We start from the raw sequence: 18,618 nt of genomic DNA on the forward strand, positions 1-18,618 counted from the left end.
TTAGCGATATCTACGCCAACAATGAGTGTGTTAGAGGTGATTTGCGTGAGTTTTTCGTTTTGCGTATAATGCATGATGAGTCCTCCTTGGTTTCCGGATTTCGAGGTCGATGTTTTTCATCGGACACTCCGTACTATACCAAGGGGGCTCTTTTTTGTTCAAAACCCACATTTTCCCCTAACAGGAATGCTCCCTTTTTAAAATAGCAATGTGTTCAGATGAATTCGGCATGAGAAGGATATACACCTCCTTTTTTTATTCGAAAAAACTGCATCATGGCTTAAAGGTAAAACTCCGTATATTCCAGAATATACTTAAATATGGTAGACTACAACAAACTATATTAAATTAATTAATGAAAAGGAGTGGTCAATAATGAAAGCGATTTCTGACATTCTGCCTTCGATTTCCTATGGCGGCGATTATAACCCGGAACAATGGGGGGAGAAGGTTTGGTATGAAGATGCAACTTTAATGAGAAAAGCAGGGGTCAATCTCGTATCAGTCGGGATATTCAGCTGGGCGGTGCTTGAAAGAGAAGAGGACAGGTTTGATTTCACCTGGCTCGATAAAGTGATGGACATTCTGCATGAACATGGCGTCGGGGTATGCCTTGCGACAGCAACAGCATCTCCGCCTGCGTGGCTGTCACGTAAATACCCTGAGACGCTGGCGGTTGATGATAAGGGGGGACCGTATTCGTTCGGCTCACGTCAGCATTATTCCCCGAACAGCCCTGTTTACCGCCGGGCGGTAAAAAAACTGGTGACGAAGCTGGCCGAGCGGTATAAAGACCATCCGGCCCTGAAGATGTGGCATATCAATAATGAATACGGGTGCCATGTGTCTGAATGCTACAGTTCTAATTCACTGGAAGCGTTCCGGACCTGGCTCCGCCGTCGGTATCAAACCATCGATACATTGAATGAAAAGTGGGGAACAAATTTCTGGAGTCAGCGCTACAATTACTTCAATGACATTACGTTTCTGAATAACACCCCGACATTTCCCAATCCGGGTCAGCATCTGGATTATAAACGGTTTATGAACGACTCCCTTTTTGAGCTCTACATGGTGGAGAAAAAGATTCTTCGTGATATAACTCCGGATGTGCCGGTGTTTACGAACTTCATGCTTGAATTCAAGCCGTTGAATTATTTTTCCTGGGCTCCGGAGCTTGATGTTGTTACATGGGATACGTATCCCGATCCGCGTGAAGGTACGCCGGAGGCACACGCCATGCAGCATGATTTGATGCGGAGCCTGAAACACGGACAGCCGTTTTTCGTGATGGAGCAGGTGACGAGTCACGTGAACTGGCGTGATATTAATGTGCCGAAGAAACCGGGGGAGATGCGGTTGTGGAGTTACAGCGCCATAGCCCGCGGCAGTGACGGTATTATGTTTTTCCAGTGGAGGCAGAGCCGGGCCGGTGCCGAAAAATTCCACGGTGCGATGGTCCCGCATTCGAATGATGAACAAAGCAGAACGTACCGGGAAGTGCAGCAGCTCGGACAAGAGCTCAAACAACTGGATTCCCTTACCGGCGCGGTTGTACCGGCGAGAGCGGCCATCATTTTTGACTGGGAAAACTGGTGGGCTGTAGAGATGGAAGGGAAGCCTCATAACAAACTTTCCTATCTGGAACAGGTGAAAGCCTATTATCACACGTTTTACAAACGGAATATCGCTGTGGATTTTGTCCAGCCGGGTGGTGATTTGTCTTCTTACGATCTTGTAGTGGCACCAATGCTGTACATGGTGAAAGATGGGGAGGAGAAAAACCTGGAACAGTATGTGGAGAGCGGAGGAACGCTGCTTGTCAGCTTTTTCAGCGGCATCGCAGATGAAAATGATCGTATTCATCTGGGACATTACCCGGAACCGCTCCGGCATATTCTTGGGATGCACGTAGAGGAATTTGTCCCAATGGCTGATGGAGAGCGGAACCAATTATCAGCGGAATCCAAGCGTTATCACTGCTCCACTTGGAGTGATGTGATACATCTCGATACAGCCAAAGCCGCAGCAACCTTTGACGGAGACTGGTATGAAGGGAGGCCGGCTGTGACGATGAATCATTACGGCAAAGGCAAAGCAGTGTATGTCGGGACGGCACCGGAACAGACTTACATCGACGAGCTGTTGGCAGAACTGATTAAGGAAAGATATCTGTCGGCACCCGCCTTGGCTCCGTCTCACGTAGAAATAGTAGAGCGCACGTCTGAAAAAGGAAAGCACCTCGTTATGGTGAACCATAACCAGGAAATTGCGCGTGTTGATCTTGATCCATACGCATCATATATCGATCTTTTCACGGGATCTGAAGTACAGCAGGAGACGGTCGTAGGTGGAATGGATATCGTTATACTGCGGGAAACAGAGCAAAAATAAAAAGAAACAAAACCAATTATCAAAAGTGTGTTACTTTTCAAAATATAATTAACATTTGTTGTATACTTTTTATGTTTGAAAGCGCCTATAATGGAAATGTAAGCACTTACAAAACAAAAAGAGGGGGTACTGGTGTTGAGAAAATGGAAAAAGTGGGCCACTGTTTCGCTTTTGACTTTGATTGCTGCCGGATGCAGTCCGGGTGGTCCGGAAGAAACCAGTGAAGCAGGAGCCGGTGGGGAAGGATCAGGGAAAGGACAGACTACCATTCGGTTTTCCTGGTGGGGAAATGATGAGCGTCATGACTTGACACAGGAAATGCTTGATTTGTTTGAAGAAGAACACCCGGATATCACGGTGGAAGCGGAATTCACCGGCTGGGACAGCTACTGGGAAAGACTGACGACACAGGCAGCCGGAGACAATCTTCCTGCGGTGGTGCAGATGGATAACTCAAAGCTGACAGAATATATCTCCAATGACCTGGCTCTTGATTTAAATACGATGATTGAAGAAGGAACCATTAACATGGAAGATGTCAACGATGTCTACCAGGATATGCTCGTCGTAGATGGAAACACGTATGCGATATCGGGAGGTTCCAACGGTCTTGCCACGATTTACAATCAGGATTTGTTTGAAGAATATAATATTAATCTTGAACCGGGCTACACCTATGAAGAACTGGGGCAGGAGATGGCAAGAGTTTCGGAAGCAGAGGGAGAAGGTTTCTGGGGTTATGATTTTGTAAAAGCGGATTACGAGACATTCCGTCATTATGCCCGCCAGTTTGATCAGCATTTTTACAATGAAGAAGGCACAGGGGTAGGTTTTGAAAAGCAGGTACTTCAGGACTTCCTCACGACCGTGACAACCTGGATTGATGAAGGAATCGCCACACCATATGATGTGACGGCGGAGGTCAATGAGAGCGGGGAGTCCATGGTTGCCAATGAAGAAGCCGCAATTGCAAGCGCGGCGAGCAACGGTCTGGTCGGCGTCCAGACACTTGCTGAAGCCGATCTCGGTCTGAATGTCATGCCAACTGCTGCCGATGGAGAAAAATCAGGGAACTGGGTCCGTCCGAGCATGTCATTCATGATTTCAAGTAATGTCAGTGAAGCGAAACAGGAAGCAGCCGCCGAGCTCATTGATTTTATTACGAACAACGAGGAAGCCAACCAAATTCTGCGCGCGGAACGCGGGGTTCCGATCGCATCGGACATAAGAGAGAGTTTGGCCGGAGAGGTTGATCCAACTGTTCAGGAAACATTTGAATTTCTTGAGGTACTTGAAGAAAGAGCAGGGGATCCCGAACCACTGCCGCCTCCTGGAGAATCTGAAGTCAGGGCTGCGTTTGACCGTATGCTGGAAAGCGTCAAGTACGATGAAATGTCGATAGAAGAAGGCGTCGACAGCTTTGTGCAGGAGGCGGAACAGATTTTAAATCAATAAAATAATGCCGGCGGAACCGGATGAAAATGCTCAAAGAAAAAAAGTGTTGTATATAAAGGCGGGCTCATAATGGCGGGTCTGCCTTTCTCTTTTGCTTTTTACCCCGGTGCAGACGTTAATGAATGATATAGGAGAGGTGATTATGAAAACGAGTGAAACGTTGACGGAGAAAGAAATCACGCCTGAATTTGTAGAAAAAGAACGGAAAAGAAGAAACCTGCGGGAGTCGCTCACAGGGTACGCGATGATCTCGCCGTGGCTGCTCGGTTTTTTTGGATTAATTATCGGACCGATGATTTATTCTTTCATTCTGTCCTTCACCGACTATGATATGTTAAGTGCCCCGCAGTGGACCGGGTTCTCCAATTACGTGGAACTGTTCACCAATGACCCCAGATTTATTCAGTCGCTGCAGGCGACTTTCACCTTTGTTGTGATTGCGATACCGCTGAAACTGGCCTTTTCCCTGTTTTTGGCGCTCCTGTTTAACACGGGAAGGAAGGGCTCCGGCATATTTACGACTATTTATTATGTCCCGTCCATTATCGGCGGAAGTGTAGCTATATCCGTTGTATGGCGCCAGATGTTCGGCCGGGATGGTGCCGTGAATACAATACTGGATGCCTGGGGACTGGATACAATCAGTTTCTTCGGAAATTCCTCAGCAGCGATGTCCATCCTGGTCATTTTGATTGTGTGGCAGTTTGGTGCGCCGATGATTATTTTCCTTGCCGGGCTGCGGCAAATTCCCGATGATTTGTATGAAGCAGCCAGTGTAGACGGTGCGGGGATCGTACGGAAGTTTATCAAAGTCACCATACCGATGCTGACACCGATTATATTTTTCAACCTTGTAATGGAGACCATTAACGGCTTTATGACATTTACACAGGCTTTTCTCATTACGGGCGGCGGACCGCGGGATTCTACCCTGTTTTACGCCGTTTACCTTTACGAAGTGGCTTTTGAATTTCTGAACATGGGATACGCCTCAGCGATGGCATGGATTTTATTGGTTATAATCGGCGCCTTTACGCTTCTCATCTTCAAATCTTCCACGTTCTGGGTCCATTATGATTAATAAGAAAGAAAGGAAGGAAAGACGATGAATAGACGAACCACACTCTCTGATGTCATCTATTATACCTTTGTCATTGCTTTCAGCTTTTTGATGCTGTATCCCATTCTATGGATGTTCGGCACTTCCTTTAAGCCGGAGACGGAAGTATTCTCCAACGCTGCATCCCTTATTCCGATGGACTGGGACTGGCTGAACTATCCGGAAGGATGGGACGGCTTTGGGGGAGTAGGCTTTGATGTGTTTTTCCGTAACTCCCTGTTTGTCACGGGAAGTGTCGTGATCGGGTCGCTCTTATCCTGCAGCATTGTCGCCTATGGTTTCGCCAGAATTAATTTCAGGTTCCGAAAACTGTTATTTGCCTGCCTGATTTCCACTGTTCTGCTTCCTATCCAGATCATTCTGGTACCGCAGTATCTTTTGTTTGAACAGCTGAACTGGGTCAACACGTTTTACCCGTTAATTGTTCCGCACTTTCTCGGGGGAACACCGTTTTTCATTTTTCTGCTTATTCAATTCATCCGCGGCATCCCGCGTGAACTGGATGAAGCGGCGATCATTGACGGTTGTTCGAGATTCGGGGTGTTCTGGAGAATTGTACTGCCGCTGCTTAAGCCCGCACTGGTGACCGTAGCCATTTTTGCTTTCATGTGGTCTTGGGATGACTTTCTGACACCTCTTATTTATCTGAACAGTGTAGAGGTTCAGACCGTATCGCTCGGGCTGCGGAACTTTATGGATGCGAAAGCCGGCACATCATGGGGACCGCTTCTGGCGATGTCTTCCCTGTCGCTGCTCCCGCAGTTTATTCTGTTTTTGTTCTTTCAGCGCTATCTAGTAGAAGGAATTGCGACAACCGGTATCAAATAAAGAGAGAGGAGGAAAGAACATGATCCAGCGTTTAGGGAACGGCGCTTTTTCGATCTGCGAATGGCTGGCCCGTCTTGCCATTATTAATATGTTCTGGCTTCTCTTTACGGCCGCGGGACTCGGTCTGTTCGGATGGGCACCTGCGACAGCTGCAGCATGCACGGTGATGCGCAGCGCCTTTTTAAACGGAGGGATGGCTGATCAGGATACACGTTCGGTGTTCCGGGAGTTCAAATCCGTGTTTCAAAACGAGTTTGTCCAGTCGAACATCATAGGATTTCTGTTGTTGTGGGGAGGGGCCCTGCTTATTGTGAGCGGCTGGTCCATGGAGGCAATGGATGTGCCGCTGCTGCCGCGTTTGATTCTCATTGCAGCAGCCTCCATGTTCATGCTTGTATTGCTGCTGGTTTTTCCGATCCGCACCCATATGGAAACATCGATTCAGGGAGCCGTCCGATACTCCCTGGTTATCGGTCTTGCCAATCTTCCTTCTATGTTTATCGTATTGATTTCCGTGGTCCTGATGCTCGTTCTGTTTATCATGATCCCCGGTGTTCTCGTGTTTTATGGAGCGAGTCTGCCCGCGGCGGCTGTAATGTATATGAGTCTGAAAATCTTTTCGAAAACAGGTTTGAAACCGGTTTCTTCATAAAATAACAGCAGGATGAAGTGGAGCTGACACGATGGAACTGTTTAAAAAATATAAAATACAGAATATATTTTTTATAAGCTTTTTCCTGTTTGTGACGGTTCTGCTCGTCATTATTATCTGTGTTACCTATCAGCTGTCGGCACGGGAAAATATCACCACAACCATGGCCCACCAGGAAGAAAAACTGAAACTGCTCGGGGAGGATTTGAGCAGCGAGCTCACCAATTACCATGAAACGTCTATCGGAATGTCGCGTCAGAATGCGTTTCACAATTTTCTTCGCGGGGCGGGGGAAAGTGAGTATGAGAAACGCCGCCTGCGCTCGTCCATGAATCTTGATTTTTCCAATATCACATACAGTGTGCCGGGTCTTCATTCTGTTTCCATTTATATGAAAGAGCCTCCGGTGAACGGACCGCATCCTGTCCGTTATCATTCCCTGTCGGCACTGCCGGGAAGCTGGGAGGAAAAGCTGCAAAATACGAGTGCGGCCTGGCTGGGAGAAAGAAGTGTACAGCTATCCTTTAATTTCGAAAATGAAGAAGTGGTGAGCTACGGGAGAAATGTCTACTCGGCCAGTGGAGAACTGCAAGCCGTATTGGTACTCAATATCAAAATATCGTTTATTCAGGAATGGATGCAGAATCGGAGTGAGCGTTCCCGCTTGATGTTGATGGATGGGGAAACATCGGTATTGTCCCGTACCACATCTCTGTCGATTCCGGACGAAACGAGAGACTATATGGAAGAGACGGCCATGCGTTTTCAGGAAGAAAACGGACTGACGGACACAGCCGCCAGACAGGAGGGTCATCTGGTCGTTTCTGCGGCCGTTCCATCGGCGGATTGGACACTGATCGAAGTCACACCGATGGAGGAATTGACGGCAGGAAGCCGGGAACTTACGGGTTGGCTGGTGTTAATCGGTGCGGTCTCCATTATTGCTGCATTTTTTGCCACGCTGTATCTGACAAAGCGATTTACAGATCCGATTGTGTATTTAACCAAAGTGCTGAATCAATATCCGTTGAAGAGTATCCCGGCGGAGATTCCCGATGACTACCGGAATGAATTCGGGCAGCTGTTCCAGGGGTATAGGCAGTTAATGTACCGCAGTGACATGCTGTATCAGTCGTTAATTGATAACAACAGGCGGCAGCGTAAAGCGGAGATACGTGCCCTCCAGGCCAATATCAATCCTCATTTCCTGTATAACACACTGGATCAGCTGAATTGGAGAGCCATGGAGCGCGGCGATGACGATATGAGCAGGATGATGGAACTGCTCGGCAAAATGCTTCGGATAGGATTATCAAAAGGGGAAAGCATTATTTCTGTGCAGCAGGAAATCGACTACGTGCACCATTACCTTGAGCTTCAGAAAATCAAAATGGAGGACGCGCTTTCTTATGAAGTTATCATATACGCACCTGTCGAAACCTTTTTAATTCCAAAACTGACACTGCAGCCGTTTGTCGAAAATGCGGTCATACACGGTTTGTCGGATACCGAAGATGGAGTTATTAAGCTGACTGTCTCCGAAACGGCAGGCAGCATACGCTTTGACATAACGGATAACGGACCGGGGCTTTCGCCGCAATCCGCCACTTCCACTATTAATGCGGGCGGGTACGGCATCCGAAACGTGAAAGAAAGACTGCACCTCTACTTCGGGGAGAAAGCTGTGATTTCCCTGCAGAATCTGAAAGAGGGCGGTGTCGCTGCTGTCATTTCCATACCGAAAATTCAGGATACGTCTTTTTTTGATCAGAGTGACGAACATTATCTTGAACTTGAAAGGGAGAGAGGCGCAAAATGTGGAAAATCGTAATCATTGATGATGAAGACAAAGTGCTTCGCGGGATGAAACGAATTGTGCCATGGGAAGCGTTGAACTGCGAGTGGAGCGGTGAAGCAAAAAACGGGCAGCAGGGGCTGGAGCTGATCCGCAGGGCGCAGCCGGACCTGGTCATTACCGATGTGTATATGCCGGTGAAAAATGGACTGGATATGGTGGAAGAACTTCGAAATGAGGGGTACGAGGGCCGGGTTGTCATATTGAGCGGGTACAGCGATTTTGAATATGCCAGAAAAGCAATGCGTCTGGATATTGACGATTATTTGTCGAAACCTGCATCCCGGTCCACCATTGAAGAAGTGCTGAAAAACGTGGTGGCCCGTCTTGAAGAACGTACGATGGAAAAACTTCAGTTTCTCGAACTGCGGAAAAAAGTTCAATTGTATGAGCCGCTTATCGAAAAAGAATGGATCAAATCGATCGTGACGGGAACGAGTATGCGGACAGATCCTCCGGAAGCTCTTCAGCCGCGCTTAAAGCAGTGGGAGAAGCAGGATCACTTTATCATACTCATCACCTATACGAATCAGTTGGAAGAATCCCGTCTTTTCCAGAAAGACTGGTATCTGTTCCGTTTTGCTGCCGGCAATGTCATCAAGGAAGCGGTGCGGCAGTGGTTCGTTGATTTTGAGTTTATTGAATGCCATACGCACCAAACAGCGTTGTTCGTTCATGTTCCAAAGGGCTTCCAGGATGAAGAAAACACGCGCGAATCCGTAAAACAGGAGGTGAAGGAAAGTCTGCGGATCTACCTTCATCTTGACGTTATCATCACTTTCAGCTCCTTAACCGGGAACTGGGAAGACATTCATACGTCGACAAAAGAAGCAATCGAACATCTCCCGCTCCGATCGGATGTCCCGCTTCTTCCGGAGTCCAAAGAAGAAGCAGATGACACGGGAGGGCTGCCGGTATTAACCGATTCGATGGAATGGAATCAGCAGCTATCTTCCGCTATCCGTTATGCTGACGAGGAAAAGGCCTGCACGGTCATTGACGGTTTATTCGAAAAAATGCAGAATGAACCGTTTCATCAGCCGTCCGCTGTTCATCTCGGCATCGAAATGTGGACGATGATGACGTATGCGCTGTTTGATATCGGTATCCGGATCCGTGATATGTTTCCGGAGCATTTTGACATCTACAGCGTGCTGTCCAGGCAGCAGTCCTGGGAAGGCACAGCTTCTGAACTGAAAGAGATAGTGCTGAACATCTGCCACCACCAGAAATGGGATGAAAACCTGAAGCACCGGCAGCTTGTAGAGCAGATGACAGCTTTTGTTCAGGAACGTCTTCATGAAAACATTACGCTTCATGATTTATCAGATGAACTTTTCATTTCCAGGAACTATTTAGGTAAAATCTTTAAGAAAGTGGCGGGAGAATCGTTCAAAGATTATTTGACAAGGGTGAGAATGGAAAAAGCCAATAACATGATACAGGAGGGACACTACTTGATCTATGAAATAGCGGAGAGAGTGGGGTACGGGAACCCGGCCTACTTTTCAAGCCTGTTTAAAAAATACACCGGTTATACCCCTTCCGAACTGATTCAGAAAAGAACCGTCGGACAATAAAGACAATCCCCGCGTGAAAAAAAGTGCCCTTTTACGTCAGGTTAACGAGCTGCCGCCGTCGATATAAATGTCCGACCCGGTAATATGAGACGCCGCATCGGAGGCGAGAAACTGAATAAGTCCGGCTACCTGTTCCGGGTCGGCAGGCGGGAAAGTATCCCGATCTGTTTTACGCAATGTATCTGCATCTGGAAGGTCCCCAAAACGGTGAAGACTGTGCTTAAATTCCGTACGCACTCCTCCCGGGCATACGGCATTGACGCGGATATTCCAGGGCGCGAGTTCTCTGGCGGCCATTTTCATGAAAGCAATCTGTCCGGCCTTAGCGGTGCTGTAGGCGGAAAAACCAGGCTGGGAAAAGGTTCGGTTTCCACTTATTGAACTGGTGATAATAATACTGCCGCCCTGTTGTTTCATAAATGGAACAGCGTATTTCACAGTAAGAAATGTTCCTCGCAGGTCGGTCTCGATGGTCCGGTCCCAATCCCCGACTTCCAGTGATTCAATCGGAGCCATTGTGCCTGCGATACCACCGTTTGCCACCACAATATCAAGATGCTTAAATGAGGCATGAATCGTGTCAAAGGCCTGTTTCATCTGTTTTGGCGAGGCAAGATCCGCTTCCAGAACCACGGCCCTGCCGTTTCTGTTTTCGACAGCGTTTTTTGTTTCTGCGGCTTTGTTACGGTTTATGTCCAGAAGGGCGATATCCATATTTCTGTCTGCCAGTAAAAGGGCGGTTGCCCTGCCGATACCGGAACCTGCCCCTGTAATCAATGCTTTCATAATTAAAACCTCCTGCCGTTTAAAAAAGCGTTTTCATTGAAGATAAAAGTTTACTATAAGACCTTTGGATTGTCTATATCAAAAATCAATGAAAAATATTGCTCTGCAATTATGTTTGTTATTTTTTGAAACGGGAAAACAAACATAAATACCTTTATTTGAATGCGTTATCAAAAAATTAAATAAACATATTCAAAAATAAAACCAAATTTGTTATGATGAAAGCAAGGTAATAGAGACTTTACTAAGTGGAGGTTCGAGATGACTGAAAATCTATGGAATGACACAGAAGCTGCAAAGATGGAAACGATGCTCGAAGAACTTGTTTACCGCTCCAACCTGCTCGGGTTGGACCGTTCTGTCGCCAACTTCGGCGGCGGCAACACATCGGTCAAAACGACAGAAAAGGATTTCCGCGGCCGTGACACCGAAGTGATGTGGGTGAAAGGAAGCGGATCGGACCTTGCCACGATGGGAGGTAAACATTTCACCAGCCTGAGTATGGACGACATCCGCCCATTGATGGAAAGAGATGAGATGAGCGATGAAGACATGGTGGAATACCTCGGGCACTGCATGATGGACGGCAGTCACCCGCGTTCCTCAATTGAAACACTGCTTCACGCTTTTCTCCCATATACGCACGTTGATCATACTCACCCCGATGCGATTATCAGTATATGCTGCGCCGATAACGGAAAGACGATTGCAGAAGAGATTTTTGGAAACAGATTCGTCTGGGTTCCTTACGTACGCCCCGGCTTCACCCTGTCCAAAATGATCGCAGACGGAGTGAAAAACAACCCTGAAGCCGAACTTGTATTGATGGAGAAGCACGGTCTTGTCACGTGGGGAGAGACGTCAAAAGAAAGCTATGACCAGACGATTAAGGTCATCCAGGAAGCAGAAGCTTATCTCCAGGACAAGATCAAACAGCAGGACAACTTCGGAGGACAGAAATACGAAGCATTGTCCAAAGAAAACAGAGAAGCTGTACTGGCGGAAGTGCTTCCTTATCTCCGGGGAGAGGTGAGCGGTGACAAGAAGATGCTGCTGACGTATTCCGACGACGATAATGTTCTCGAGTTTGTAAACAGCCGGGATGCCGAGTCGTTGTCGCAGGTGGGAGCTGCCTGCCCGGACCATCTTGTGCACACGAAGAGAGTGCCGCTTTACGTCGACTGGGACCCGTCTTCTGAAGACGCGGAAGCATTGAAAGAAAAAATTAAAGACGGCGTTGCTTCTTTTAAAGGAGAATATGAAAAGTACTTTGAGAGAAACAAAAATGAAGGCGATGAAATGTTCGAGCCGGCCCCCCGTGTCATCCTCATTCCGGGCATCGGCATGGTAAACACCGGCAAGAACCTGAAAATGGCTAACGTGAGCGGTGATCTGTACCACCGCGCGATTGAAGTCATGAAAGGAAGCACGGCACTTGGAAACTTTGTATCTCTTGATGAAAATGAATCGTATAACATAGAGTACTGGCCGCTTGAGCTGTACAAATTATCCCTTGCCCCGCCGGAAGCGGAATTCTCAAGAGAGGTTGCCTTTATTACCGGAGGCGCCGGAGGCATCGGCAGCGCTTCGGCAAGGGAAATGCTGGAACAGGGTGCCCACGTCGTACTGGCTGACTTGAATGAAGAAGGTGCGCAGGAAAAAGCCGCCGAATTCAATCAGGAATTCGGAGTGGGAAGAGCACTGGCCGTTAAAATGGATGTGACGAAAGAAGATCTTGTTGTGAAAGCCTATGAAACATCGATCCTTGCATTCGGCGGTATTGATATTATCGTCAATAATGCCGGCCTTGCTACGTCGAGCGCGTTTGAGGAAACGACACTCGATGAATGGAACCTGAACATGAATGTGCTCGGCACTGGTTACTTCCTTGTAGCACGCGAAGCCTTCAAGAGAATGAAGGAACAGGGAACAGGCGGCAGCATGGTCTTCATCGGATCCAAGAACTCGGTTTATGCCGGCAAAAATGTGACCGCCTACAGTTCGGTCAAAGCTCTTGAAGCCCATCTCGCCCGCACGATTGCAGCAGAAGGCGGGCAGCACAGCATCCGTGTCAATACGGTTCTTCCCGATGCTGTACTGCAGGGGTCCAATATCTGGACGTCGGAGTGGAAAAATGAACGTGCCGCGGCATACGGCATCCACCCGGATGAGCTGGATGAGCATTACCGGAAACGGACGACGCTGCAGGTTAACATTTATCCAAAAGACATTGCCGAAGCCGTCGCGTTTTTCGCCTCATCCAAGTCACTGAAAACAACTGGTTCCATGATTACCGTAGACGGCGGGGTACCTGCCGCCTTCGCGCGATAGGAGGAGAAAAGTATGGCCGTACAGAATAAAGGAGAAACCCATTGGATTATCCCCGATGGGTTCATCCCTCCTGAAAGCAGCGGCAAGCAGACAAGTCATGAATCCATTTGTGTGCTGAATATGCAGGAAACAACAGCGAATGTAAGTGTAACCGCTTATTTTGAAGACCGGGAGCCGTTAAAGGATATCAAAGTGCAGGTGCAGGCGGAACGGGCTTCTCATATCCGCACTGCAAGTCTTGAAAAAGACGGCCGGACCATCCCGGAGAATGTGCCGTATGCCATTGCCGTGGAAAGTGATGTACCGGTGGTTGTACAGTACAGCCGCCTCGATTCCACCCAGCCGGAACTGGCTTTGATGAGTACGATGGCTTATCCGCTGAATACGTAATAGAAAGGCTGTGAAAAAAATGAGTGATAAACAGTACGCCCTGTTTGAAGAACAGCAGAAAGCACGCGGTATTGATCTGGAAAAGGTAAAAAACAAAATAAAAGGGTTGGAAGTGGAAACGCCTTCATGGGGTTTCGGCGACTCCGGTACCCGTTTCAAAGTGTTTGAACAGGAAGGAATTCCACGTGATCCGTTCGAAAAAATCGAAGACGCCGCCCAGGTGCACAAATTCACCGGCAGCAGCGGTGCGGCTGCCATTCATATCCCGTGGGATAAAGTAGATGACTACAAAGCGCTGAAATCCCATGCCGAAGACCACGGCATAGCGATTGGCGCAGTAAATCCGAATGTGTTTCAGGATGATGACTACAAGTTTGGCAGTATCACAAACTCCGACCCTTCTATCCGTAAAAAAGCGGTGGACCACCTGCTTGAATGTGTAGATATTGCAAAAGAAGTCGATTCCAAAGCGATCAGTCTCTGGTTCGCTGACGGCACCAACTACCCGGGCCAGGCTGATTTCCGCAAACGCAAGAACTGGATGCATGAATCGCTTCAAACGCTCTACAACGCACTGGATGAAGACATGCGGATGCTGATTGAATACAAATTCTTTGAACCCGCCTTTTATCATACCGATCTTGCCGACTGGGGAATGGCATTCAACATGGCCAACAAACTGGGACCGAAAGCGGATGTCCTTGTGGATACCGGCCATCATCCGCAGGCAGCCAATATCGAACATATTGTAGCGTACCTGCTGGATGAGAAAAAACTCGGCGGTTTTCATTTCAACAGCCGCAAGTATGCCGATGACGACCTGATTGTAGCCGCTCACAATCCCCACGAGATCTTTCTCATAATGCAGCAGATTGTAGCGGCAGAAGAAGACGGCGGGGATCCGGGCGCGGCGAGAACAGCCGGTAATATCGCCTATATGCTCGATCAGTGCCATAACATTGAGCCGAAAATCCCGGCTATGATCCGCTCGATTATGAATGTGCAGAACCTGTATGCCAAAGCTTGCCTTGTCAATCTTGATGAACTCCGGGAAGCTCAGGAAAAGCAGGATGTGCTGTGGGCTGAAGAGGTTGTGCGGGAAGCGTATGAATTTGATGTGACACCGCTTCTGAAAGCAGTCCGTGAAGAAATGGGAGCCGCACCGGAACCGATGAAAGCATACCGCGCCAGCGGCTACGCCGAAAAAATTCTGAAGCGGGGCAAAGGCGGTGCAGGCTGATGAGTGTATTAGCGTTTGATATCGGGGCCGGAAGCGGACGCGCGATTCTGGCCGACGTTCAAGAATACCGCCTGCACATGAAGGAAATCCACCGGTTTGATAACACACCTGTACAAATCGGCAGGCGGCTGCACTGGGATGTGTACCGGCTGTTTCATGAAATCAAACAGGGCATTTGGAAGGCAGGTCAAGCGGGAGAATACGTCGAAGCCATTGCGATAGACACGTGGGCGGTCGACTTCGGCCTGCTTGGAAAAGACGGAGAACTTCTCCGTGCTCCGTATCACTACCGTGATCACCATACGGACGGCGTCATGGAGGAATTTCAGAAATCCAAAATCAGCCGCAGAGACATCTTTGAGAAAACCGGTATTCAGTTTCTCCCTTTTAACACGATTTATCAGCTGGAGGCAATGAGCCGGGCGGAGTCGCCGCTTCTGAACGAAGCCGTGGATCTGCTTTTGATGCCGGATCTGCTCCGCTACTTTTTGACTGGTGAAAAGAAAACGGAATTCACGAATGCGACGACCACCCAGCTGTTCAATCCAACATCCATGGAATGGGACCGCGACCTGGTGGAGGCAGCCGGGATAAGTACGGGTTTGTTTCAGGAGGTTGTTCCACCGGGCACGGTCATCGGGGAGCTGCGCGCGGAGTTGTGTGAAGAACTCGATACAGACCCGATTCCTGTCATAGCCGCCGGTGAACACGACACCGCCTCAGCCGTCGCAGGCATTCCGGCCATGGACCGGAACTTTGCCTACGTCAGCTGCGGGACATGGTCCTTGATGGGGACGGAAGTGGATGACGCGGTCATTAACGAAAAAGCGTTTGAATGGAACTTCACGAATGAAGGCGGTGTGAATGACACGTTCCGTCTCCTGAAAAATATTATGGGGCTGTGGATTCTGGAAGAATGCAAGCGGATCTGGGAATTCGAGGAGAAAGTGGATTATAAGGAGCTTCTCGACGAAGCGGAAGCGGCAGAGCCCTTCACCTTTTTTATCGATCCGGATGACCTCCGCTTTCTAAATCCGTCTCATATGCCGAATGAAATAAAGACCTACTGCAAGGATACCAATCAGCACGTACCCCAAACCCGCGGCGAAATGACAAGAGGCGTGCTGGAAAGTCTCGCGCTGAAATACCGGTATGTGTTCGAGAGGACGCAGTATCTTGCGGGAGCTCCGTTCTACGGACTGCACATGGTCGGCGGCGGTATTCAGAATGAGATGTTGTGCCGGTTCACCTCAAACGCCCTCGGCAAACCGGTCTGGGCCGGTCCGGTCGAAGGCAGTGCCATCGGCAATGTGATGATACAGCTGATGGCCTCCGGCAAAGTGGAAAGCCTCGCCGATGCCCGTCTGATTACGTTCAAGAGCACGGAAATGGCGTTTTATTTTCCGGAACAAGAAGACACGTGGCATCGTGCGTATCAAACATTTTGTGATACGATAGGAGTAAATAACGGTGAAGACCTCACCGTATAGACGGAAAGTAGGGAAAAGAGTGTTAGTGGCAGAGAGGTATGAGCGAATTCTACAGACGGTGGATGAAAAAGGGAGCGTCCGTGTTTCTGAACTGAGCGAGCAGTTTGGTGTGACAGAAGAGACTATCCGCCGGGACCTGGATCATCTCGAAAAGGAAAATAAAATCAAGCGGAGCCACGGTGGTGCTGTTTCCAATAAAAATGACAAAACGGAAACACCGTATTCCGAGCGGGAGATCACGAATGTCGATGAGAAAAACGGCATCGCCCGGAAAGCATTGGAGTTCATTGCTGAAAATGATCGTATCATTCTCGATGCCAGCTCCACCGCCTGGTATATGGCGAGGGGCCTGCCGGATATTCCGCTCATCGTGCTCACTAATTCGATGAAAGTGTCCGCCGAATTAAGTGAAAAACAGCATATCCAGGTGATATCCACCGGCGGCATGCTGACGCCGCGATCGCTTTCCTTTGTCGGACCGCTGACCGAATACAGTATCAATATGTATCATGTAGACAAAGTCTTTCTTTCCTGTCAGGGTATTCATGCGGAAAAAGGCTTGAGTGATTCGAGTGAGCTCCAGGCTCATGTAAAACAGAAGATGATAGAAGCCGGAGACGATGTATATGTACTGGCTGATCATACAAAGTTTAACGTTCAGTCTTTCAGCCGGATCGCCGGCTGGGGCGCTGTGGATACGTTTGTTACGGACAAGATAAAAGACGACGACCGCATGCATCTGCAGGAAAAGAATCTCGATGTATATACGCTTTGAAAAACACAAACTACCGGTGAATAAAGAAAATCCTTCCTGTTCGGAAGGGTTTTCTATTGAAACATGCCGGCAGTGGGAGAAGAAGCCTGGAGGTTTCAACATTTACAACCCCCGTACCTACTGGTATAATGGGGTTTGTGACATTGAGCCCCAGTAGCTCAGGGGAAGAGCAACAGCCTCCTAAGCTGTAGGCCGCAGGTTCGATTCCTGCCTGGGGCGCCAGATATCATAACATCATGCAGATTATCACAATGATAAAGCCGGGACAGTAAGCTGTCTGCCGGCTTTTTTTAGTGATACGGACGCTGCGGACGGGCATTGGATTTTTCCATGAACTTCTGAAACCCATAATTCACGAGAGCAAGCGAAAAGCTGATAAAAAACATGGCGGCCGCGTTCATATTTTTTAATTTGTAATGCCCTATTTTTTGAAAAAGTCTGTTTAGAGGATAGGCGAAAAGAAGATCTATCAAAAAATTAACAACGACATATAAGGCGAATCTGCCGTATGTAAAATGAAACACCCATAAATTGATGGTGAAAAAAAAGCCGAAGATAAAAGAAAGAGCATCAAACACCATATACGACATGCCGCCTTTTACCTTCCACCATTTAAAAAAGGGGTTCAACAGCGTCTGCACGAGAAAAATGCAGGAGCAGAACAGTGTGACGGGAAGATACCTTTTAAACGATTTTTGTGGAAGAAAAACGGTAGTGACAATCCATAAAACGACGGCATTCCCTATTCTGAAAATATTTGCTGACATAACATCACCCTGTGTTTTTATTTTAGAGTGAGAGGGTATGCGTTGTTTTATTCATACATCTTTAAAAAAGGTTCTACCGGAGACGGTTTTTCCTTTGCTGGATCACACATCTGTGGAAGGAGGACTGCCATTACGCATTGGAGCGCCGGAAGCTTAATGTAGCCAGCAGCACGAGAATGATGGTGAACGTGAGCATGAACAACACTTCTTCGAAAACAGTGATGCTGCGGCCGAATAAGGTGAGATTGAGTCCCATCGCCTCACGGATCACCGGAGACAGGGACCCGGTATCTATCATGACCTTTTTCATAATATCCACGCCGTAGGTGACCGGGTTGATTTTCACAACAACGTCCATCCATCCGGGCATATTGTTAACCGGGAATAGAGCACCGGATAGAAATACCATCGGCATAACAAGCAGCTGGACGATGAGCTGAAACCCCTGTGTGGACTTCAGGAAGCTTGCGATGAGAAGGCCGACGGAAGACAGGGCACAGGCGAGCAAAAACATAAACGGAATCACCTGGATCATGGAAGCCAAGGGGTAGCTGATGCCGAGGAAGGGAATCAAAAGAAACATCATGATGCCCTGGATACAGGCGACGGTGGAGGCACCGAGCATCTTCCCGACAGCGATACTCACCCTTAAGACCGGTGAAACGAGAATTTCTTTCATGTAGCCGAAGTCCCGGTCTTCAATGATTGAGAGAGAGGAGAAGACAGATGTCATGAGCAGAGTCATGGCTACAATACCCGGGAAGACAAACTGTATATACTGAAAGTCCGATTCTTCCGGTACTGTTTCGCTGATCAGACCTTCCATCGTTCCACTCAACCCCCCTCCGAAGATGAGCAGAAATAAAATCGGCATACTGAAGGAACCGAACAACCGGGCCCGGTCCCGTAGAAACTTAATGACGTCGCGCTGCCAGATGGCAAGTATTCCTTCCAT

At 48.3% G+C, this 18,618-nt stretch carries 14 protein-coding genes, 1 tRNA gene and 1 pseudogene; 13 read left to right on the forward strand and 3 right to left on the reverse strand.

Features of this window, described 5'->3' with window-relative positions; all coding sequences use genetic code 11:
- Nucleotides 1-375: 375 nt before the first annotated feature.
- The 7 genes from BM124_RS17040 to BM124_RS17070 all read left to right on the forward strand — a co-directional run bounded on the left by BM124_RS17040 (nt 376) and on the right by BM124_RS17070 (nt 9,884).
- The gene (locus tag BM124_RS17040; RefSeq protein ID WP_093339326.1) at nt 376-2,394 is read left to right on the forward strand and encodes a beta-galactosidase; all 2,019 of its coding nucleotides are present in this window, start codon (nt 376-378) and stop codon (nt 2,392-2,394) included.
- A 135-nt stretch (nt 2,395-2,529) separates the two neighbouring features.
- Nucleotides 2,530-3,849: an ABC transporter substrate-binding protein gene (locus BM124_RS17045; RefSeq protein WP_093339329.1), complete on the forward strand. Its 1,320-nt coding sequence runs from the start codon at nt 2,530-2,532 to the stop codon at nt 3,847-3,849.
- Nucleotides 3,850-3,967: 118 nt separating this feature from the next.
- The gene (locus BM124_RS17050; RefSeq protein WP_244504391.1) at nt 3,968-4,930 is read left to right on the forward strand and encodes a carbohydrate ABC transporter permease; all 963 of its coding nucleotides are present in this window, start codon (nt 3,968-3,970) and stop codon (nt 4,928-4,930) included.
- Between the two features lie 24 nt (nt 4,931-4,954).
- Nucleotides 4,955-5,797 (forward strand): carbohydrate ABC transporter permease, encoded by an 843-nt coding sequence (locus BM124_RS17055; protein WP_093339331.1) that lies wholly within the window; start codon nt 4,955-4,957, stop codon nt 5,795-5,797.
- 19 nt (nt 5,798-5,816) lie between these two features.
- Nucleotides 5,817-6,449 carry a YesL family protein gene (locus tag BM124_RS17060; RefSeq protein ID WP_093339334.1) on the forward strand — a complete coding sequence of 211 codons (633 nt, stop codon included), beginning with the start codon at nt 5,817-5,819 and terminating at the stop codon, nt 6,447-6,449.
- A gap of 31 nt (nt 6,450-6,480) precedes the next feature.
- On the forward strand, nt 6,481-8,280 hold the full coding sequence (locus tag BM124_RS17065) for a cache domain-containing sensor histidine kinase (protein ID WP_093339336.1): 1,800 nt from the start codon (nt 6,481-6,483) through the stop codon (nt 8,278-8,280).
- Nucleotides 8,265-9,884: a response regulator transcription factor gene (locus BM124_RS17070; protein ID WP_093339339.1), complete on the forward strand. Its 1,620-nt coding sequence runs from the start codon at nt 8,265-8,267 to the stop codon at nt 9,882-9,884. Before BM124_RS17065 ends, BM124_RS17070 begins: the two co-directional genes overlap by 16 nt.
- Before the next feature lie 36 nt (nt 9,885-9,920).
- Here the strand turns inward: BM124_RS17070 and BM124_RS17075 are convergent, their stop codons facing one another.
- Nucleotides 9,921-10,670, reverse strand: coding sequence for an SDR family oxidoreductase (locus tag BM124_RS17075; protein ID WP_093339341.1), 750 nt, complete (start codon nt 10,668-10,670; stop codon nt 9,921-9,923).
- Between the two features lie 258 nt (nt 10,671-10,928).
- Here BM124_RS17075 and BM124_RS17080 point away from each other — a divergent pair.
- The 6 genes and pseudogenes from BM124_RS17080 to BM124_RS17105 all read left to right on the forward strand — a co-directional run.
- A pseudogene (locus tag BM124_RS17080) lies at nt 10,929-13,001 on the forward strand (bifunctional aldolase/short-chain dehydrogenase); the annotation flags it as partial.
- Between the two features lie 12 nt (nt 13,002-13,013).
- A complete protein-coding gene (locus tag BM124_RS17085; RefSeq protein ID WP_093339348.1) occupies nt 13,014-13,391 on the forward strand; it encodes a sensory rhodopsin transducer in 378 nt (125 codons plus the stop codon).
- Between the two features lie 19 nt (nt 13,392-13,410).
- Entirely contained in the window at nt 13,411-14,631 is a 1,221-nt protein-coding gene (gene rhaI, locus BM124_RS17090) for an L-rhamnose isomerase (RefSeq protein ID WP_093339351.1), read from the forward strand.
- Nucleotides 14,631-16,121 carry a rhamnulokinase gene (locus BM124_RS17095; protein WP_093339353.1) on the forward strand — a complete coding sequence of 497 codons (1,491 nt, stop codon included), beginning with the start codon at nt 14,631-14,633 and terminating at the stop codon, nt 16,119-16,121. The genes rhaI and BM124_RS17095 overlap by 1 nt, the downstream gene beginning before the upstream one ends.
- A 19-nt stretch (nt 16,122-16,140) precedes the next feature.
- On the forward strand, nt 16,141-16,896 hold the full coding sequence (locus tag BM124_RS17100; protein ID WP_093339390.1) for a DeoR/GlpR family DNA-binding transcription regulator: 756 nt from the start codon (nt 16,141-16,143) through the stop codon (nt 16,894-16,896).
- Between the two features lie 147 nt (nt 16,897-17,043).
- Nucleotides 17,044-17,118, forward strand: a tRNA-Arg gene (locus BM124_RS17105).
- 68 nt (nt 17,119-17,186) lie between these two features.
- Here BM124_RS17105 and BM124_RS17110 read toward each other — a convergent pair.
- Nucleotides 17,187-17,663 (reverse strand): hypothetical protein, encoded by a 477-nt coding sequence (locus tag BM124_RS17110; RefSeq protein WP_093339356.1) that lies wholly within the window; start codon nt 17,661-17,663, stop codon nt 17,187-17,189.
- A 130-nt stretch (nt 17,664-17,793) separates the two neighbouring features.
- Complete coding sequence (locus BM124_RS17115) at nt 17,794-18,618, reverse strand: ABC transporter permease (protein WP_093339358.1); 825 nt, start codon at nt 18,616-18,618, stop codon at nt 17,794-17,796.

Origin of the sequence: Salibacterium halotolerans (genome assembly GCF_900115625.1) — a bacterium.
Taxonomy (GTDB): domain Bacteria; phylum Bacillota; class Bacilli; order Bacillales; family Marinococcaceae; genus Salibacterium; species Salibacterium halotolerans.

Excerpts from the sequence above, each read along its gene's own strand:
- BM124_RS17055 (WP_093339331.1), top strand. The coding sequence starts at position 4,955 with ATGAATAGACGAACCACACTCTCTGATGTCATCTATTATACCTTTGTC.
- BM124_RS17115 (WP_093339358.1), bottom strand. The coding sequence starts at position 18,618 with ATGGAAGGAATACTTGCCATCTGGCAGCGCGACGTCATTAAGTTTCTA.
- BM124_RS17060 (WP_093339334.1), top strand. The coding sequence starts at position 5,817 with ATGATCCAGCGTTTAGGGAACGGCGCTTTTTCGATCTGCGAATGGCTG.
- BM124_RS17075 (WP_093339341.1), bottom strand. The coding sequence starts at position 10,670 with ATGAAAGCATTGATTACAGGGGCAGGTTCCGGTATCGGCAGGGCAACC.
- BM124_RS17065 (WP_093339336.1), top strand. The coding sequence starts at position 6,481 with ATGGAACTGTTTAAAAAATATAAAATACAGAATATATTTTTTATAAGC.
- BM124_RS17085 (WP_093339348.1), top strand. The coding sequence starts at position 13,014 with ATGGCCGTACAGAATAAAGGAGAAACCCATTGGATTATCCCCGATGGG.
- BM124_RS17050 (WP_244504391.1), top strand. The coding sequence starts at position 3,968 with ATGAATGATATAGGAGAGGTGATTATGAAAACGAGTGAAACGTTGACG.
- BM124_RS17095 (WP_093339353.1), top strand. The coding sequence starts at position 14,631 with ATGAGTGTATTAGCGTTTGATATCGGGGCCGGAAGCGGACGCGCGATT.
- BM124_RS17110 (WP_093339356.1), bottom strand. The coding sequence starts at position 17,663 with ATGTCAGCAAATATTTTCAGAATAGGGAATGCCGTCGTTTTATGGATT.
- rhaI (WP_093339351.1), top strand. The coding sequence starts at position 13,411 with ATGAGTGATAAACAGTACGCCCTGTTTGAAGAACAGCAGAAAGCACGC.
- BM124_RS17040 (WP_093339326.1), top strand. The coding sequence starts at position 376 with ATGAAAGCGATTTCTGACATTCTGCCTTCGATTTCCTATGGCGGCGAT.
- BM124_RS17070 (WP_093339339.1), top strand. The coding sequence starts at position 8,265 with ATGTGGAAAATCGTAATCATTGATGATGAAGACAAAGTGCTTCGCGGG.